Raw genomic sequence first — 20,784 nt, forward strand, 5'->3', positions numbered from 1 at the left:
GATAGATTGGATGATGTGCCGATCACCGTTCTCGTCGTGGACGACCAGGAACTCATGCGCGCGGGCTTGAAGATGGTGCTGGGCGCCCACCCGGATATCGAGGTGGTGGGGGAGGCCGATAACGGGGCCGCCGCCATCTCCCGCACCGCCGAACTGCGCCCCGATGTGGTGCTCATGGATGTGCGCATGCCCATCACCGACGGTGTCACCGCCACCGGCAAAATCATCGAATCCGGTTGTGGCAGCCGCGTTCTGGTCATGACCACCTTCGATCTCGACGAGCATGCGCTGGGCGCGCTGCGCGCCGGGGCCAGCGGATTCCTGTTGAAGGACACCCCGCCCGAGGACCTCATCTCGGCCATTCGCAGTGTCGCCGCCGGGGACGCCGTGGTGTCACCGAAGGTCACCAAACGCCTGCTGGACCGTCTCATCGCCGACGATCCCGCCGCCGGGCGCGATCCCGCCATCCTCGATGTGCTCACCGCCCGCGAACGCGAGGTGCTCGAACACATCGCCGTCGGACGTTCCAATGCCGAGATCGCCGGGGCCCTGTTCCTGTCCGAGGCGACCGTCAAAACCCATGTCGGGCGCGTGCTCACCAAGCTCAACCTGCGCGATCGCGTGCAGGCGGTGGTACTGGCCTACGAAACCGGACTGGTCCGGCCGGGCAACGCCTGACCCGCTCGGCACCTGGCATTACCGCATACACCCTGATAGCCGAATGTGAATCCGGACGCATCGGGAGAGAATTCGCAGCGCGAACCGTTGAGGGAAGTAGATCGCCGAAAGGATCGCCTAATGCCCGCACTATTGTTCGCCGCGTACTTCATCGCCGAGATCGCCACGCTCATTCTGTTCGGTCACCTCATCGGCGTGTTCCCGACCATTCTGCTGCTCATCGCGGGTTCGGCCGCGGGCCTGATCCTGGTTCGCTCGCAGGGCCGCCGCGTCTTCGAGAACTTCCGCCGCGCCTCACGCGGTGAACTGGACCCGAGCACCGCCGTCGCCGACGGCGCACTGGTCACGGTCGGCGCGGTGCTGATGTTCGTGCCCGGTCTGCTCACCTCGCTGATCGGCCTGGTCGCGCTGGTGCCGTTCACCCGTTTCCTGATCCGCCCGGTGGTGGCCGCGTTCGCCGCGCGCCGCCTGGCCCGGGTCGCCACCGCGGTCGGCCCGTACGGCTACCGCAATGTGGTGATCGATCCCGACGGTGAGGTCATCGACGCCACCGTGGTCACCGAGTACTACGACGACGGCCAGGGCGATGCCCGCCGCATGATCGACCCGCGCTGACCGTAGGCTGAACGCCGTTCAGACCCGCATAGTCGAAGGGCCGATAGCGATGTCCAGCGAGACCACCGTGCGCAATGGCGCGGTCACCCTGCCGGTGACGCGGTCCGGGGCGGGTCCCGCGCTCGTCTTCCTCAACGGCGCGGGCGCGACCCAGGTCGCGTGGAAGCAGGTCGTCTCGGAACTGCACGGATACGAGAGCATCACTTTCGACCTGCGCGGGCACGGAAAAGCTTCCACCGCAGAGTCTTACAGGTTCGCGGACTTCGAATCCGATGTGGACGCGGTGCTGCGGGCGCTGGATGTGGAACAGCCGATACTGATCGGCTGGTCCCTCGGCGCGGACCTTGCGGTCGAATACGCCGCCGCGCATCCGGGCCAGATCGCCGGACTGGTGCTGCTGGACGGCGCGGCCCCCATCCAGGCATCGCTCATCGACGATCCCAAGAAGACCCGCGAATCCTTCAACAGCCTCGGCACCAAACTCGCCATGCTGCTGGTGCGCATGAGCGCGCACGGATACGCCATGCCGGGCAAGGCGTTCGCCGATCTCACCATCGAGGTCGATCAGCGTCGGCAGAAATTGCTGGACACCTACCGCACCCTGGACTGCCCGGTGACCATGCTGCTGGCCACACATACTTCGCAGGGCAGGGACGCGCAGGCCGCCCGGATCAACAAGACCTGGCGTGAAGGCGGGGAAATCCTGCATGCCGCGGTGCCGAGTATCGAGGTGCGCTGGCTCGAGGGCGATCACAAACTGCCCTTCACCCATCCCGCCGAGGTCGCGGCCGCCATCACCGAACTCGCGGCCAAGGCGCAACCCTCCGAATAATGTCGCGTCCCGCACAGCACGCGCGAGTCCGAATCACCGTGAGCGCCGGGCGAGATGTGACGTACGTCCGGTGGGTGGAGTGCGGTTGCGAGTGCACACCGCGCGTGCGGCAGACTGGAAACCCGTGAGTACCCAGTTGCTTGTCGGCGGTCGCATCTACAGCTCCAGTAATCCCGACGCCACCGCCATGGCCGTCACCGACGGCACCGTGGTGTGGGTCGGCGCGGACCGCACCGGACGGGCACTGCACCCGGACGCCGAGATCGTCGACCTCGGCGGCGCGTTCGTCGCACCCGCGTTCGTCGACCCGCACGTGCACACCACCGCGCTGGGACTCAAACTCACCGGACTCGATCTGGCACAGGCGCGTTCGCTCACCGAATGCCTGGAACTGCTGCGCGCGCACGCCGCCGCGCACCCCGCCGGACCGGTGCTCGGCGATGGCTGGGACGACACCACCTGGGCCGAAGGCCGCCCGCCCACTCTCGAGGAGATCGACGCCGCCGCGCCGGGGCGCATCGTGTATCTGGCTCGGGTGGACGCGCATTCGGCCGTCGCCTCCACCGCACTGCTGGACGCCGTGCCCGCGCTGACCGGAACGCCCGGCTTCACCCGGGGTGAACCGCTGCGCGCCGAAGCGCATCACCTGGTGCGCCGCGCCGCGCTCGGCGCGTTGGAACCCGCGCAGCGCGATGCCGCCCGCCGCGCCGCGCTGGATCACGCCGCCGCCAATGGCATTGCCGCCGTTCACGAATGCGCCGGACCCGATATCTCCGGTGAGACCGATGTGCGCGAACTGCTCGCCTTCGACCACGGCGTGGAGGTGCGCGCGTATTGGGGTCAGGCCGTGCGCACCGCCGACGAGGCCCGCACCCTGATCAAGGAACTGGGCGTGCACGCGCTCGGCGGTGACCTGTTCGTGGACGGTTCCATCGGCTCGCACACCGCGTGGCTGCGCGACCCGTACGCCGATCGGGACACCGTCGGCACCTCCTACCTCGACGCGGAAGCCATTGCCGCCCATGTCCTCGCGTGCACCGAGGCCGGGATCCAATCCGGCTTCCACGTCATCGGCGATGCCGCCATGGACGCGGTCGTCGCGGGCTTCGAACAGGTCGTCACCCAGGTCGGCGGCCCCGCATTCGCCGCACGCGGACACCGCATCGAACACGCCGAAATGGTCGACGCCGAGCAGATCGCCAAATTGGCCGCCTGGGGTGTAATCGCCAGCGTCCAACCGGCTTTCGACGCCGCGTGGGGCGGCACGGACGGTATGTACGCCGCCCGTCTGGGCGCGGACCGCGCCGCCACCCTGAACCCGTTCTCCGCCATGGCTGCCGCGGGCATCTCCCTCGCCATCGGCTCGGATGCCCCGGTCACCGCCCTGAGCCCGTGGGAAGCGCTGCGCGCGGCGGTCAACCACCGCACCCCCGGCCACCAGATCTCCCCGCGCGCCGCCTTCGCCGCCGCGACCCGCGGCGCCTGGCGCGCGGGCGGCGTCCGTGACGGCGTCGCCGGAACCCTGGTCCCCGGCTCACCCGCCTCGTACGCGGTGTGGGAAGCGGACGAATTGGTCGTCGCCGCGGCCGCTGACACCGTCCAGCGCTGGTCCACCGACCCCCGCTCCCGCGTCCCCGGCCTCCCGCCCCTGACCCCGGACGCGACCCTGCCCCGCTGCCTGGCCACCGTGCACCGCGGGACCACAATTCATGCGGTCTGACGGGCCGGCGGAAGGCGCTGCGCGCACGACAGTGGCCGATGATATGGCGAAGGCCCGCCCGCGTCGCGACCTGGTGCACCGCCCGCCGCTCGACATCGCGTACGGTCGGCATGAATTCCGAACCGGCAGGCCATATCTCGGGCGTGCGATCCGCATCCCATCGGGAAAGACGTTTCGGGGTGCGGTGCGGGATCGAAAGGTATTGGCGTCGTGAGCAAGTCGATTGTCGAGGGCGATGATCACGCGGAGAGCGATGCCGCGGGGCGCGGTATAGCGGCCCGGGCGGGCGGTTTGCTGCGGGCGTATCCGGTGCCGGCGCGCATGGTCGCGGCGGTGATCGCCGGACTGTTGCTGTTCGCGAGTTTCCCGCCTCGCACGCTGTGGTTCCTCGCTCCGGTGGGAATCGCGATCCTGATTCTGACCGTGCGCGGAAACGGCCGTCCGCGTGGGGGTTTCGGGTATGGATTCCTCGCCGGGATGGCGTTTTTCCTGCCGTTGCTCCCGTGGACCGGAATCTATGTCGGACCGGTACCGTGGATCGGACTTTCGACGGCGCTCTCGGTGTATGTCGGATTGTTCGGAATGCTGGTGCGACTGGTCGGGCGGTTGCCGGGCTGGCCGCTGTGGGTCGCCACCGCGTGGTCGCTCACCGAATGGGGGCGGTCGAGTTTTCCGTTCGGTGGGTTCCCCTGGGGGAGACTGGCTTTCGGACAGGCCGACGGCTGGTATCTGCCGTACGCCATGCTCGGCGGCGCACCGCTGGTGAGTTTCGCGGTGGCGCTCACGGGTGCCGGACTGGCCGCCGCGGCGGTGTGGGGCATCGAGTTAGCGCGTAGCACGGACACGCCGCAAGCGCGTCCGAATCGTCCCAGATCGGGGCGTTGGCGTCTCATATCCTGGAACCGAATTGTTGCTGCGGCAATGCTTGTGGCTATAGTTCCCCTCACCGGAGTGATCCTCCGGACCGCGCTGCCCCGCCCGGAGGACGGCAACCGGCCGATCACGGTCGCCGCCATCCAGGGCAGCGTGCCGCGGTTGGGATTGGACTTCAATTCCCAGCGTCGCGCGGTTCTCGACAATCACGTCAAGCGCACCGAAGAGCTCGCCAAGGCCGTCGCGGCCGGGCAGGCCGCGCAGCCGGATGTGGTTATCTGGCCGGAGAATTCCTCCGATATCGACCCGCTGCGCAATTCCGACGCCTATGCCGAGATCACGCAGGCGTCGCGAGATATCAAGGCCCCCATCCTGGTTGGCGCGGTGCTCGTCAATGACGATCGCACCACCACCAATTCGGTGATCGTGTGGACCGCGGACGGCGGTCCGGGGGAGCGGCACGACAAGAAGATCATCCAGCCGTTCGGCGAATACCTGCCCTATCGGAGCTTCTTCCGGCATTTCTCCGAATACGCCGACCGTGCGGGCTATTTCGTGCCGGGCAACGGTGACGGCGTGGTGCACGTACCACCCGCGAGCGGCGGCGCGCCCGTCGCCATCGGCGTGGCCACCTGCTACGAGGTCGCCTTCGATCGCGCCTTCGAGGACGCGGTGCGCGCCGGTGCGCAGATTCTCACGGTGCCGTCCAATAACGCCACCTTCGGTAAGAGCGAGATGACCTATCAGCAGCTCGCCATGTCGCGCATTCGCGCGGTGGAGCACGGTCGCGCCGTGGTGGTTTCGGTGACCACCGGGGTGAGCGCCATGATCACCGCCGACGGCGCCATCCAACAGCAGACTGAGCAGTTCGTTCCGGCCGCTCTGGTGGCGACCCTGCCGCTGCGCACGAACACGACACTCGCCTCCCGGATAGGTCCCGCGCCGGAACGAATCTTGTGTATCCTGGCCGCGGCCGCAACTGTGGCGGCCGTCACTCGTCGGCGCACCACCACTGCGACTCCGGCGGATCCTGATGCGGTGGCCGGCACCCTTCCGGCCGAATAATTCACTGCGGGCACGTGCGACGAGGGCTGTCCCGCTGCGGCGATCACTATTCGCCGATATGTAGCTGAGGCCGTCGAACCGGCCGATTTGCCCGAATTTACTACGGTTCCTTTTGCGAGTAACGCGAAAATCGCGAGGTTTGCTTTGAGGTAGCTGTCTAAATATGCGCTCCGCCAACGCCGTTCGTTGCCGGGCAACTCGAGATCATCCCCAATCCGGTCGGGGAGGTGCTCCGAATCATAGGGCGTGGATCACGTCCTAAGGCTCGCGCGTGCGCGAAAGCCGAAGAGACGGGGCACGGGGGTTCGGGGAGTTGCGTCTTACAGCGGCAGAAGGAGTGATTGATGAGTTCATTGGCCACCGATCGTGTCGACCAATGTTCTTCGGGTGAATTCTCGGCTCAACCTTTCGCGTTGTCTCCCGCGCAATCGGCCCTCTGGTACGCGCAACATGTCCGGCCCGACATCCCCCTCACCATCGCGCAATATGTGGAGATCCACGGTGATCTGGATGTCGGCCGCCTGCTGTACGCCATCGAGCGGTTCGGCTCGGAGACCGAGGTGGGCCATGTGCGGCTGCTGGAGATCGACGGGGTGCCGCACCAGGTGATCGACCACACCCGGCGGCCGGGCTGGGGGCGCATCGATATGCGCGAGGAACCGGATCCGCGGGCGGCGGCCCTGGCGTGGATGAACGATCACGCCAGCTCGGTCATCGATATCGAGAACGATCCGCTCACCATCAATGTGGTGCTGCGGACCGGGGATTCGGAATACCTCTGGTACACCCGCGGGCATCACATCGTCATCGACGGGTACGGGGCCATGAACGCCACCACCCGCACCGCCGAGATCTACTCGGCCCTGGAGAACCAGACCGAACCGGTCGTCTCCCGCGCCACCCCGCTGGCCACCATCTACGCCGATGAGAATCGCTACCGCGAGACCAGCCGCTCCCGCAATGACGCGGACTATTGGCGCGAACAGCTCGACGGCGTCAGCGAACCCATCACGCTCTCCAATGCCAATGTGCTGGCGGCCGGTTCGGACGCGGGCCGCCGCTGCGCCACCGCGGTGCTGGCCCCCGAGGTGGAACTCGCGGTGCAGGAGGCGGCGACCACGTTCGGCTCCAACCCGTCCGCGCTCTTCGTCGCCGCGCTCGCCGGTTACGTGCGCGCGGTCACCGGCAATCAGGATGTGGTGCTGAGCCTTCCGGTCTCCGCGCGCACCACCGTCGCACTGCGCCGCTCGGCGGGCGTGGTGTCCAATGTGGTGCCGGTGCGGGTGCGCTTCACCGGCCCGGAAACCGTCGCCGATACCGTGCGCGCGGTCGAATTGCAGATCACCGGCGCGCTGCGGCATCAGCGCTACCGCAGCGATGACATTCGCCGCGACAGCGGATACGCCCGCGACGCCCGCGGATTCTTCGGCCCCATGGTCAATCTCATGCTGTTCCACAGTGAGCTGAAGTTCGGCAGTCTGGTGGGCTCGCTCAATGTGCTCTCCACCGGGCCGGTCGAGGATCTGTCCATCAACCTGTACAACGGCGTCGGCAATCGCATCCACATCGACTTCGAGGCCAATCCGCGCCTGTACAGCGATGGCGAACTGACCATGCACCACGGCCGGTTCCTCGATTATCTGGCCAGGTTCCTGCGCGCCGATCCGCAGACCGCCGTCGGCGATATGCCCGCCCTGACCGATTTCGAACGCGAACGCGTTCTGCACGAATGGAATTCGACCCAGGTCGCGCGTCAGGAGGGCACCCTGGCCGGGCTCTTCGCCGATCGGGCCGCCATGTGCCCGGGCCGGATCGCCCTGGACTTCGAGGGCGAGACGCTCACCTACGCCGCCTTCGACGAGCGCGCCAATCGCCTGGCCCGTGAACTCATCGCGCGCGGCGCCGGACCCGATACCGTTGTCGGCCTGGCCATTCGCCGCAGCCTCGACCTGCTCATCGGCATGTACGCCATCGTCAAGGCCGGTGCGGCGTACCTGCCGCTCGATCCGGATCATCCGGTCGATCGCATCGAGCAGATCGTCGAACAGGCGCATCCGCTCTGCGTGCTCACCGCCTCCCGGGACACGGTCGAATTGCCCGATGCGGCAACCCGATTCGATATCGACACCGCCGACCTGTCCGCGCATGGCGCGCGGCCCGTCACCGATGCCGACCGCACCGCCCCGCTGCGCGCCGAACATCTGGCGTACGTGCTGTTCACCTCCGGCTCCACCGGTAAGCCCAAGGGCGTGGGCATCTCACACGCCGCCATCGTGAACCGGCTGCGCTGGATGCAGCACGCGTACCCGCTGGACAGCTCCGATGTGGTGCTGCAGAAGACCCCCGCCACCTTCGATGTCTCGGTGTGGGAGTTCTTCTGGCCGTTGCAGATCGGCGCGAGACTGCTCATCGCCGCACCCGACGGACATCGCGATCCGGGCTATCTGGCCCGGATCATCGCTGACAAGGGCGTGACGACGGCCCATTTCGTACCGTCCATGCTGTCGGTCTTCCTCACCGATACCGATGTCACGGGCTGCACCGGGCTGACCAGGGTGTTCTGCTCCGGTGAGGCACTGCCCGCCGCCACCGTCGCCGAATTCCACACCGCGCTCGGCACCGGTTCGGGCGCACCGCAATTGCACAATCTGTACGGACCCACCGAGGCCGCCGTCGACGTCACCGCCTGGCATTGCACGCCCGGCGCAACCGATGTGCCGATCGGCGCACCGGTGTGGAACACCCGCACCTATGTTCTGGACGCGCGTTTGCAGCCGGTGGCCCCCGGCGTCGTCGGCGAGCTCTACCTCGCCGGTGTCCAGCTGGCGCGCGGCTACCTCGGCCGCCCCGGATTGAGCGCCGATCGTTTCGTGGCCAACCCGTTCACCCCCGGCACCCGCATGTACCGCACTGGTGATCTGGTGCGCTGGCGCGGCGGTCGCACCGGAGTGCTGGAATACCTGGGCCGCAGCGATTTCCAGGTCAAGATTCGCGGCCTGCGCATCGAACTCGGCGAGATCGAAGCGGCACTGCTGTCCGATAAGCGGGTCGCGCGCGCGGTCTGCGTCGCACGCCGCGGTCGCGGCGGCGATGAACTGGCCGCGTACGCGGTCGCCGCACCCGGCACCGCACCGCTCGATTCGGCCGAACTGCTCGCCGGTCTGCGCCGGATCCTGCCCGGCTATATGGTGCCGCCGGTGCTGCTGGTGCTCGACGAACTACCGCTCAATGCCAATGGCAAGGTCGACCGCAAGGCGCTGCCCGATCCGGGCAGCGCCCCGCGTCGTGCCGCCCGGCCCAGCGCCGGACCGCGCACCGAACTCGAACATCAGCTCATCGCCATCTTCGCCGAGGTGCTCGGCATCGACGAGATCGGCGTCGGCGACAATTTCTTCGACCTCGGCGGCAATTCGCTCAGCGCCGCCCGGGCCATCGCGCGCGTCAACAATGTGCTCGGCGCGGGACTCACCATTCGCGATCTGTTCGAATCCTCCACGGTCGGCACGCTCGCCGCGCGCGTGGAGGGGCTCGCGGCCGAGACCTCCTCACCGAAACTCGGTGCGGCACAGCGGCCCGAGCACATTCCGCTGTCCCTGGCCCAGCAGCGGCTGTGGATCCTGAACCGCTTCGCCGAACACGCCGCCGCCTACAACATGCCCCTGGCCGTGGCTTTGACCGGGCCACTGGACATTTCGGCACTGCGCGCGGGTCTGCTCGATGTGCTCGAACGCCATGAAAGCCTGCGCACCACCTTCCCGGACAGTCCGGAAGGCCCGGGCCAGGTGGTGCATCCGGCCGCCGAGATCCCGCTCACCCTGGACCCGATCGACGCCACTGCGGGCGATGTCCTCACCCTCGCCACCGAATTCGCGGGCTACGGCTTCGATCTGCGCAGCCAGGCCCCCGTGCGGGTCGCACTCTACGAGACCGGACCGGACCGGCACGTCTTCCTCATGGTGCTGCACCACATCAGCGGTGACGGCTGGTCCATCGCACCGCTGACCCGCGACATCATGAGCGCGGTCGCCGCCCGCAGCACCGGGGTCGCACCGGACTGGACGCCACTTCCCGTGCAGTACGCGGACTTCGCGCTCTGGCAGCGCGAATTGCTCGGCGATGAGGCCGATCCCGCCAGTGCGCTGTCCAAACAGCTCGCCTACTGGCGCGCCGCGCTCTCGGATCTGCCCGATCAGCTCGATCTGCCGCTGGATCGCCCGCGGCCGCGGCAGCGCTCCACCGATGGCGGCCGGGTGGAGTTCAGCATTCCGGTCGACACCCGCCGCAGGCTCGCCGCCGTCGCGGCCGAACGCGGCGTCAGCACCTTCATGGTGTTGCACGCGGCGCTCGCGGCCGTGCTCGCGCGCCTGTGCAATACGACCGATATCGCCATCGGCACACCCATCGCCGGGCGCAGTGATCCGGCCCTGGACGAGCTCGTCGGCATGTTCGTCAACACGCTGGTGCTGCGCACCCGGGTCGATCCGGCCGCCGGCTTCGATCGCATGCTCGCCGAGGTCCGCGATACCGATCTCAATGCCTTCGCCAATGCCGACGTACCGTTCGAACGCCTCGTCGAGGTGGTCAACCCGGAACGCTCCGCGGCCCGGCATCCGCTCTTCCAGGTCATGCTGTCCTACGACAGCACCCCCGAGCTGAAGTTCGATCTGCCCGGGGTGACCGCCGAGGTGCTGCCCATGGCGGTCGACGTCGCCAAGTTCGATCTGCAGCTCACCGTGCACGAACCGCTCGGCACCGCGGCCGAGGAAATGCCGCTCACCGCCGAATTCGGTTATGCCGCGGATGTTTTCGACCACGCCACGGTCGAGGCCATCGCCCGCCGCTTCGGCGCGGTACTCACCGCCGCCGTCGCCGATCCGGCCGTCCCAGTGGGCGATCTGCCCATGCTGGACGCCCGCGAGATCGCCAAACTGGTGCCCATCATGGGGTCGCCCGCCGAACCCGCCAGCACCCTGGCGCGCCTGCTCACCGATACCGCCGAACGGGTGCCCGACGCGGTCGCGGTGCGGTACCTGGGGCAGGACACCAGCTATCGCGAACTCGACGAGCGCTCGAATCGCCTGGCGCGCGTGCTCATCGAACACGGCGCCGGCCCCGAAGTGGTGGTGGCCGTCGCGCTGCCGCGCAGCCTGGACTGTGTGCTCGCGGTCTGGTCGGTCGCCAAAACCGGTGCCGCGTATGTGCCGATCGATCCGGACTATCCCGCCGATCGCATCGCGCATATGCTCGCCGATTCCGGGGCCATGCTCGGCATCACCAGTCCCGACCGTCGCGGCGAAATGCCCGATTGGCCGGGTAACCGTGGGCGGCATCGCAAGAGCTACGTCGACTGGCTGCTGATCGGCTCGCCCGAACTCGCCGCCGAATGCGAACAGTTCCCGCTCACCCCGCTCACCGACGCCGACCGGCATCACCCGCTGCGCACCGCCGGACCCGCCTACCTCATCTACACCTCGGGATCGACCGGTAAGCCCAAGGCCGTGGTCGTCACCAATGCGGGCATCGCCTCGCTGGCGCATGAGCAGATGCATCTGTTCCGCGTCACCGATTCCGCACGCACACTGCACTTCTCCTCACCCAGCTTCGACGCCTCGGTACTGGAACTGCTGCTCGGTTTCGCGGCCGGAGCCACCATCGTGGTCGCGCCCGCCGGTATCTACGGCGGTATCGAACTCGCGGCGCTGCTGCGCGAGGAGCGGGTGACGCACGCCTTCGTCACCCCGGCGGCGCTGGGCACCGTGCCCTCGCGGGATCTGCCCGATCTCGAGGCGGTCATCGTCGGCGGTGAGGCCTGCCCCGAGGATCTGGTGCGAATCTGGACCGATCCCGAGGCGCGACCGGAAGCACTGCCCGTGCGCCGGATGCACAATATGTACGGTCCGTCCGAGGCCACGGTCGCCGCGACCGCCACCGGTCCGATGATCGCGGGTCAGCCCGTGCCCATTGGCCTTCCGGTGCGCGGTATGCGTCTGTTCGTGCTCGACGGCCGCCTGCATCCGGTGCCGCCGGGGGTGGCGGGGGAGCTGTACCTGTCCGGTCCCGGCCTGGCCCGCGGTTATCTCGGCCGGCACGGGCTCACCGCGCAGTCGTTCCCGGCCAATCCGCACGGGCGACGCGGTGAGCGCATGTACCGCACCGGCGATCTCGTGGTCGCGGACAACAGCGGGCAGCTGCGCTTCCTGGGCCGCGCGGACGATCAGATCAAGATCCGCGGCTTCCGCATCGAACTGCGCGAGATCGACCATGTGCTGCTGGCGCACGAGGGAATCACCTTCGCGCTCACCGTCGTCCACAATGACGAACGCGGTATCCCGCGCCTGGTCTCCTATCTCACCGCCGCGACCGAGGTCGATATCGCGGCCGTCATGGCGACCGCGCGGGGCCGGCTGCCCGGCTATATGGTGCCCTCGGCCTTGACCCTGCTGGAGAATCTGCCGGTCACCCCGTCCGGCAAACTCGACCGCAAGGCGCTGCCCGCACCCGATTTCGCCGCGGGCGCACCCTCGCGCGCCCCGGAAACCGAGATGGAACTGCAGGTCGCCGCCGTCTTCGGCACCGTACTCGGCACCGAAATCCAAGGCGCGGAAGACAATTTCTTCGAGGTCGGCGGCAACTCACTGCTCGCCACCCGGCTCACCGCGGCCCTGCACACCGAATTCGGTGTGGAACTGCCGGTGCGCGCCATCTTCGAAGCGCCCACCGTCGCGGGCGTGGCCGCCCGATTGCAGGAAGCGCCCCGGACGCAGCGGGCGGCGCTGGCTGTGCATGCCCCGCGCCCGGAGCGCATACCACTGTCGTTGCCGCAGCAGCGACTGTGGTTCCTCAATAGATATTCCCCCGAATCCAGTGCCTACAACATCGCGTTCGTGCTGCGAATCGACGGCGATCCGGATGTGCCCGCGCTGCGCGCGGCCCTGGCGGATCTGGTCGAGCGGCACGAGGTGCTGCGCACCGTCTTCCCCGAGGACGAACACGGCGCACACCAGGTGCTGCAGGAGACCGCCCAGTGCCTGCCGGTGCTGGACCCCATCGACACCGATGACGTCGGCGCGCGCACCGCACTGCGCTCGCTCGCCCGCCGCGGCTTCGACCTCACCCGGGACATCCCGCTCCGAATCACCTTGCTGCGCACCGGGAATCGACGGCATCTGCTCGGCATCGTGCTGCATCACATCGCCGCCGACGGTTGGTCGCTGGGCCCGCTCACCCGGGACCTGGCCATCGCGTACGCCGCCCGGCACGGCGGGGTCGCACCGGCCTGGACGCCACTTCCGGTGCAGTACAGCGATTTCAGCCTGTGGCAGCGCGAATGCCTGGGCCTGGAATCCGATCCGGAGAGCACCGCCGCCACCCAGCTCGCCTACTGGCGGGGCGCGCTGGCGGATCTGCCCGAGGAAATGCCGCTGCCCTACGACCGGGCCCGGCCCGCCGAACCCACCCAGCGCTCCGGCGTGGTGCGGTTCGAGGTGCCGGAAGACCTGCAGCACCGGCTCACCGACCTCGCGCGCGGCCATGGCGTCAGCATGTTCATGGTGCTGCGCTCCAGCCTCGCGGTGCTGCTGCGCGTGGTCACCGGCGGCCGGGACATCGTCATCGGCACCCCGGTGGCCGGTCGCACCGACACCCGCCTGGACGAGCTCGTCGGCATGTTCGTCAACACCCTGGTGCTGCGCTCGGATGTGGATCCGGATCGCACCTTCGCCGAACTGCTGCAGGCCGATCGCGATACCGAACTCGCGGCCATGGCCAATGCCGAGGTGCCGTTCGAACGCGTCATCGAGGAGCTCGGCACCGGTGCGGGCGGCAGCCGCCCGGTCTTGCAGGTCGCGCTGACCGTGCAGGACACACCGTTGCCCGCCCTGCAATTGCCGGGTCTGGCATTGCAGGCCGAGGAACTCGATATCGCGCTCGCCAAGTTCGATCTCGAACTGCGGGTGCTGCCCGGCGATCGCACCGCCGAGGACCGGATCTACGAATTCGTCTACGCGGCGGAGCTTTTCGATCAGCAGTCGGTGCAGATCCTCACCGACCGCCTGCTCCGGGTGTTCGAGGCCGTCACCGCCGACCCGCGGATCCGGGTGCGCGCCATCGACGCCCGCACCGACGCCGAACGCGAATTGCTCACCCCCGCCTGGGGACCCGCGCCCGAGCCGCAGTGCAGTCTGGCCGCGTACTTCGCCGCCACCGCACACCTGAACGCGGACCGCGAATTCCTGCGCTTCGGTGACACCGCGCTCACCTATCTCGAATCCGACGTCTACTCGAATCGCCTGGCACGCGCGCTCATTCAGCAGGGCATCGGCCCGGGCGACCGGGTGGCCCTGGGCCTGACCCGCTCCGCCGAATCGGTGCTGTCGGTGCTGGCCGTCGCGAAGTCGGGGGCGGCGTTCGTCCCGGTCGACCCCAACTATCCGGCGGACCGCGTGCGGCATATGCTCACCGATTCCGGCTGCCGGGTCGGCATCAGCATGACCGAACACGCCGACCGGCTGCACGCGGCCGCGGGCGATCACGCCATGTCCTGGATGCTGCTCGACGATCCCGAACTGCTCGACGATCTGGAAGTACTCGACGACGGACCCATCACCGACGCCGACCGCACCACCACGCTGTGGACCGCGGACCTCGCCTACGTCATCTACACCTCCGGCTCCACCGGAAAACCCAAGGGCGTGGCGGTGACCCACGGCGGCCTGTCCAATTTCGCCGATGAGATCCGCGACCGCATGCGAGTGGACCGCGAGGCCCGCACCATGCACTTCTCCTCACCGAGCTTCGACGCCGCCATCTTCGATCTGCTGCTGGCGGTCGGCTCCGGCGCGACCATGGTCATCGTGCCCGCCGATATCTACGGCGGCGACGAATTGGCCGCGCTCATGGAGGAAGAGGAGATCAGCCACACCTTCATGACCCCGGCGGCACTGTCCACCATCGACCGGGACCGCTGGGCGCTGCCGCATCTGCGCTCGGTCATGGTCGGCGGCGAGGCGTGCGGGCCGGAATTAGTGGCCCGCTGGGCGCCCGGTCGCGCCATGTTCAACGGGTACGGACCCACCGAGACCACCGTCGTGGTCACCATCGCCGGGCCCATGGTCGTCGGGGAACCCGTCACCATCGGATCCCTGGTGCGCGGTGCGCGGGCACTCGTCCTCGATGAGCGACTCCGCCCGGTGCCCGTCGGCGTTCCCGGTGAGTTGTACATCGGCGGACAGGGTTCCGCGCGCGGCTATGTCGACCGCTATGACCTCACCGCCGCCCGGTTCATCGCCGATCCGTACGGTCCCGAAGGCGCGCGCATGTACCGCACCGGTGACGTGGTGCGCTGGACCGCCGATGGTGAACTGAACTACCTGGGCCGCAGTGACCATCAGGTCAAGGTGCGCGGTTTCCGCATCGAGCTCGGCGAGATCGACGCCGTGCTCACCGCACACCCGGGAATCCACTTCGCGCACACCGAGGTTCGCGATATCGCGGGTACCAGGCGCATCGTGTCCTTCGTACTGCCCGTCGATCCGGCCACTATCGATCTGGATCAGCTGCGGGCGCACTGTGCCGAACACCTGCCCGCGCATATGGTGCCGAGCAGCCTGACCCCGCTGGACCGCATTCCGCTGACCCCGGTCGGCAAACTCGATCGCGACGCACTGCCGCAACCCCGGGCCGTGGTCGCACTGGTCTCCCGCGATCCGGAGACCGATACCGAACGCCTGGTCGCCCAGGTGATGAGCGATCTGGTCGGCGCGGACAACCTCGGCGCGGACGACAGCTTCTTCGAAATCGGCGGAAACTCGCTGCTCGCCACCCAATTGGTGGCGCGCCTGGCCACCGCCACCGGTGTCCGGCTGGAGGTGCGGACCGTTTTCGCCGCACCCACCGTGGCCGGGCTCGCCGCCGCATTGGACTCCGGTCCGAGCACCGCCGACGCCCGCCTGGAACCGCGCCGGCGCACCCGCCCCGCGCAGATTCCGCTCTCGGCCGCGCAGCGGCGGCTGTGGTTCCTGGAGAAGTTCAACGCCTCCGGGGATCAGGGAGAAGCGCTGGGCGCGTACAACATTCCGGTCGCGCTGCGCCTGCACGGCGACCTGAACGTACAGGCGTTGCGCGCGGCTTTGCACGCGGTGCAACGCAGGCATGAGACGCTGCGCACGGTCTTCCCCGAGATCGACGGCGAACCCTGCCAGCAGGTGCTCGAACCCGCCGACGCCGCGGTCTCGCTGCCGCTGCGCGCGGTCAAACCGCAGGAGGTGCCCGATGAGATCCGCCGGGTCACCGCCGCCGGATTCGACCTCGGCACCCAGGTTCCGCTGCGCGCCACACTGTTGCGCCTGACCGGCGCCACCGGCGGCAACCGGGCCGAACCATCCGAACACGTCCTGGTCATGGTGGTGCACCACATCGCCATGGACGGCTGGTCACTGCAACCGCTCGCGGCCGATGTGGCCACCGCCTACCGGGCGTACGCGGGCGGCGGCGAACCGGACTGGGCCGAATTGCCCATCCAGTACGCCGATTACACGCTGTGGCAGCAGGATGTGCTCGGCGTCGAAGGCGATCCCGATTCGGTGATCAGCCGCCAGCTCGACTACTGGCGGCGCGCCCTCGACGGCATTCCCGAACTGCTGTCGGTACCGGCCGACCGGTCGCGCCCGCCGGTGCCCAGCTATCGCGGCGGCACCGTCGAATGCACCCTGGACGCCTTCACCCATCGCGAATTGCAGTCCCTGGCAGCCGAACACGGCGTCACCATGTTCATGGTGCTGCACGCCGCACTGGTCGCCCTGCTGCACCGGGTCACCGCCGCGGACGACATCACCGTCGGCACACCCATCGCCGGGCGCGGACATCCGGCACTGGATCGCATGGTCGGCATGTTCGTCGGCACACTGGTGTTGCGCACCGGGGTCACCGGCGGCGCGGCCTTCGGCGATCTGCTGCGCGCGGTCCGCGATACCGATCTGGAAGCCTTCGCGCACGCCGACGTACCGTTCGAACGGCTCGTCGAGGTGCTCAATCCGGTGCGCACCCAGGCGCATCACCCCATGTTCCAGGTCATGCTGTCGGTGCAGAACCAGCCCGTGCGCGTGCTGGAACTGCCCGGTCTGCGCATCGAGAACGACGACGCCGATCCCGGCATCGCCAAATTCGATCTGCAATTCACCCTCACCGAAGCCTGGACCCCGCGCCGCGAACCCGACGGCATCACCGTCTCGGTCAACTACGCGGCCGACCTCTTCGACGAGGGCACCGCACAGCGACTCGCGGACCGGTTCGTGCGCATGCTCGGCGCGGCCGCCGCGAATCCGGCACTGGCCGTGGGGGATCTGGAACTCCTGGACTCCGGCGAATGGTCGGCGCTGGCCCCGGTGCGCGGTGCGGAGCCCGGTCTGCCGATCACCTTCCCGGAGGTGTTCGAGGCCGCGGCCAACCTCAACCGGCAGGCCATCGCCGTGCGCGCGGCGGGCACCCAGATCTCCTACGACGCTCTGGACCGCTGGACCAACCGGCTCGCCCGGGTGCTCATCGGCTACGGCGTCGGCCCGGAAACCCTGGTCGCCATGGGCATTCCGCGCTCCGCGGAATCGGTGGCCGTCACCCTGGCCATCGCCAAGGCCGGAGCCGCGTTCGTACCGGTCGATCCCAACTATCCGGAACAGCGCATCAGCCATATGCTGCTCGATTCCGGTGCGGCCATCGGCATTACGCTCTCCGCGCACCGCGAGCGCATGCCCGAGGGCGCGAACTGGACCGTCCTGGACGCGCCGTCGTTCCGGCGTCGGGTGCTGGCCTCCTCGGACGCGCCCATCCGCGATGACGAGCGCGTCTCACCGCTGCGCATGGACAATCCGGCGTACGTCATCTACACCTCCGGCTCCACCGGCGTCCCCAAGGGCGTCGTGGTGACGCACGGCGGTCTGTCCAACTTCGCCGCCGAGACCGCACAGCGGTTCGAGGTCGGACCGGGCTGCCGGATATTGCACTTCGCCACACCGAGTTTCGACGCCGCCATGCTCGATCTGCTCTTCGCGCTCGGCGGTGCGGCGACCCTGGTGATCAGCCCGCCCGGCGTGGTGGGCGGCGCGGATCTGGGCCGGGTGTTCATCGACGAGGGCATTACGCACGCCTTCATCACCACCTCGGCGCTGGGCACCGTCGATCCCATCGGCGTCACCTCGCTGCGGCATGTGCTCGTCGGCGGTGAGTCGCTGCCACCGGATCTGGTGACCCGCTGGTCACCGGGCCGCAAGCTCTACAACGTGTACGGGCCCACCGAGACCACCATTGTCACGCTGATGTCCCAGCCCATGCGCCCGAACGGGCACATCACCATCGGCGGACCCATCCGCGGTGTCGGCGCGACCGTCCTGGACAGCCGCCTGCACCCGGTGCCCGCCGGCGTCACCGGTGAATTGCAGTTGGCCGGTGCGGCTTTGGCGCGCGGCTATCTGCGGCGGCCCGGGCTCACCGCACAGCGCTTCGTGGCCAATCCGTTCGGCAAACCGGGCGAGCGCATGTACCGCACCGGCGACCTGGTGCGCTGGGTCGAGAAGAACGGGCGCGCAGGGGATCTGGAGTACGTCGGGCGCACCGACCACCAGGTCAAGATCCGCGGCTTCCGCATCGAACTCGGCGAGATCGACGCGGCGCTGGCCCGGCATGCCGCCGTGGAGTTCGCCACCACCATCGGACATCGGACACCGGCGGGCTCGACCGCGCTGGTCGCCTATGTGAAACCGCGTAACGGCACCTCGCCGAGCATCGACGAGCTCACCGCGCACGTGGCCGAACTGGTGCCCAATTACATGGTCCCGCAATCGATCATGTTGCTGGACCGGGTGCCGCTCTCACCGGTCGGCAAACTGGATCGGGCAGCGCTGCCCGAACCGGTGTTCGCCGCCCGCGAGGGCTACCGCGCGCCCACCACCCCGACCGAAGCGGCACTGTGCGCCGCCTTCGCCGATGTGCTGGGCGTGGAACAGGTCGGCGTCGACGACGGCTTCTTCGAACTCGGCGGCAACTCACTGCTGGCCACCAAGGTGGTCGGACAGCTGCGCGCCGCCGGGGTGGACCTGCCCGTGCAGGCCATGTTCGGCGAATCCACCCCGGCCGCCATTGCCCGGCGTCTCGTCGATGCCGACGGTGACGCCGGTGCGGCCCTGGCGGCCGCACTGCAACCGGTGCTGCCGCTGCGTCCCATGACCGAAACCAGTGCGGCCCCGCTGTTCTGCGTGCACCCGGCCATCGGTCTGGCCTGGTGCTTCGCCGGACTGCTCGCCCAGCTGCCCGCCGACCGCCCGGTCTACGGGTTGCAGGCACCGCACGTCACCGGCGGCGATGACCACACCACCATCGGTGAAGCCGCGAATTACTATGTGGCACACATGAAGTCGGTACAGCCGCACGGCCCGTACCATCTGCTCGGCTGGTCGCTCGGTGGTCTGCTGGCGCACGAGATCGCGGTGCGGCTGCAGGAAACCGGCGATGAGGTGGCAACGCTCGCGCTCATGGACAGCTACCAGCTGTCCGATCAGTGGCTCGAGGAAGCGGTGCCCGGCGTCGCCGACATCATCGGCGAATTCGGCAGTGACCTGCTCGGCGGCGACACCGATGTCGACCCGCGCATGACACTCCAGGAGGCCGCGGAATTCCTGCGCAACCGCCCCGGACCGTTCGCCGCGCTCACCGTCGACCATCTCGAACGTCTCTACAACGGCTATGCCAATGGCGCGGTCCTCGCACACGGCTTCGAACCCCGCGTATTCATCGGCGATCTGCTCTTCTTCACCGCCGCCGATGACGAGATCAACCGCTCCGACCCGGACCGCAACGCCGCAGCCTGGGAACCGCACGTCACCGGAGTCGTACACGATCAACTGGTGCGCTGCCGCCACTCGGGCATGACCACGCCCGAATCCCTGGCGGTCATCGGACCGGTTCTGCGGGATCATCTGGCCGCCAACGCCGCCCGCACCGAGCGGGAGGGGAGCCGATGAGTCTCGCGGTCGAAGTGGAAGGACTGATCAAGTACTACGGCAAGGTCCGGGTGCTGGACGGGATCGATCTGGAAATCCCGTCCGGCACCGTGATGGGCCTGCTCGGACCCAATGGCGCGGGCAAGACCACCACGGTCCGCATCGTCACCACCCTGCTAGCCCCGAGTTCGGGCAAGGTGTGGGTGGCCGGGGTGGACGTGCTCAAGAATCCGGCGCGCGCCCGCACCCGGCTCGGGCTGTCCGGCCAGTACGCGGCGATCGACGCCAACCTGTCCGGCTTCGAGAACCTGCGCATGGTGGCGCGGCTGTACGGCATGAGCCATAAGGAATCCGCCCAGCGTGCCACCGAACTGCTCGCCGCGCTCGGCCTCGAACACGCGGCTGGGCGGCGTGCGGGCACCTACTCCGGCGGTATGGCCCGGCGACTCGACCTGGCGGGCGCACTGGTGTGCAAACCGCCCGTGGTCGTGCTCGACGAACCCACCACCGGACTGGATCCCCGTGGGCGCCTTGATATGTGGCGCGTCATCGGCGATCTGGTGGACGACGGCACCACGGTGCTGCTCACCACCCAGTACCTCGAGGAAGCCGATCTGCTCGCCGACCGCATCACCGTCATCGACCGCGGCCGGGTGATCGCGCGCGGGTCCGCCGATGAACTCAAGACCTCCATCGGCGGTGACAAACTCACCGTCACCCTGGCGGCCGGACAGGACCCCACACCCGCCAAACAGATTCTGGCGCAGGTCGGAATCGGCGAACCCAGTGCGGACGCCGCCATGGATCAGGTCACCGTCGTGGTCGGCGACGGCACCCGCACCATGGTCGAGGCACTGCGCCGCCTGGACGACGCGGGCGTCTGCATCCTGGACGCCGATGTGCACCGGCCCAGCCTCGACGACGTATTCCTTTCCCTCACCGGCAAATCCGCGGAGCGCAAAACCTCCGCCCGCAGCACCGATACCGTGCAAGAGGAGATTCTGTCGTGACCA

At 68.4% G+C, this 20,784-nt stretch carries 7 protein-coding genes; all 7 read left to right on the forward strand.

The window, feature by feature from the left end; translation table 11 throughout:
* Positions 1-15 precede the first annotated feature (15 nt).
* On the forward strand, positions 16-678 hold the full coding sequence (locus AB0L82_RS11810; protein WP_364634096.1) for a response regulator transcription factor: 663 nt from the start codon (positions 16-18) through the stop codon (positions 676-678).
* 120 nt (positions 679-798) lie between these two features.
* Complete coding sequence (locus tag AB0L82_RS11815; RefSeq protein WP_364634098.1) at positions 799-1,293, forward strand: FxsA family protein; 495 nt, start codon at positions 799-801, stop codon at positions 1,291-1,293.
* A 49-nt stretch (positions 1,294-1,342) separates the two neighbouring features.
* Positions 1,343-2,125 carry an alpha/beta hydrolase gene (locus AB0L82_RS11820; RefSeq protein ID WP_364634100.1) on the forward strand — a complete coding sequence of 261 codons (783 nt, stop codon included), beginning with the start codon at positions 1,343-1,345 and terminating at the stop codon, positions 2,123-2,125.
* A gap of 124 nt (positions 2,126-2,249) precedes the next feature.
* Positions 2,250-3,845, forward strand: a complete 1,596-nt coding sequence (locus AB0L82_RS11825; protein WP_364634101.1) for an amidohydrolase — start codon at positions 2,250-2,252, stop codon at positions 3,843-3,845.
* Between the two features lie 321 nt (positions 3,846-4,166).
* On the forward strand, positions 4,167-5,783 hold the full coding sequence (gene lnt / locus AB0L82_RS11830; RefSeq protein ID WP_364636009.1) for an apolipoprotein N-acyltransferase: 1,617 nt from the start codon (positions 4,167-4,169) through the stop codon (positions 5,781-5,783).
* Positions 5,784-6,127: 344 nt separating this feature from the next.
* Entirely contained in the window at positions 6,128-19,792 is a 13,665-nt protein-coding gene (locus tag AB0L82_RS11835; RefSeq protein ID WP_364634103.1) for an amino acid adenylation domain-containing protein, read from the forward strand.
* The gene (locus AB0L82_RS11840) at positions 19,789-20,781 is read left to right on the forward strand and encodes an ATP-binding cassette domain-containing protein (RefSeq protein WP_364634105.1); all 993 of its coding nucleotides are present in this window, start codon (positions 19,789-19,791) and stop codon (positions 20,779-20,781) included. The genes AB0L82_RS11835 and AB0L82_RS11840 overlap by 4 nt, the downstream gene beginning before the upstream one ends.
* Positions 20,782-20,784 lie beyond the last annotated feature (3 nt).

The organism is Nocardia sp. NPDC052001, assembly GCF_040680615.1.
In the GTDB taxonomy this organism is placed as follows: domain Bacteria; phylum Actinomycetota; class Actinomycetes; order Mycobacteriales; family Mycobacteriaceae; genus Nocardia.

What these genes read in the sequence shown, in the direction of transcription:
- AB0L82_RS11815 (WP_364634098.1), top strand. Translation starts at nt 799, where the DNA reads ATGCCCGCACTATTGTTCGCCGCGTACTTCATCGCCGAGATCGCCACG.
- AB0L82_RS11820 (WP_364634100.1), top strand. Translation starts at nt 1,343, where the DNA reads ATGTCCAGCGAGACCACCGTGCGCAATGGCGCGGTCACCCTGCCGGTG.
- lnt (WP_364636009.1), top strand. Translation starts at nt 4,167, where the DNA reads ATGGTCGCGGCGGTGATCGCCGGACTGTTGCTGTTCGCGAGTTTCCCG.
- AB0L82_RS11835 (WP_364634103.1), top strand. Translation starts at nt 6,128, where the DNA reads ATGAGTTCATTGGCCACCGATCGTGTCGACCAATGTTCTTCGGGTGAA.
- AB0L82_RS11840 (WP_364634105.1), top strand. Translation starts at nt 19,789, where the DNA reads ATGAGTCTCGCGGTCGAAGTGGAAGGACTGATCAAGTACTACGGCAAG.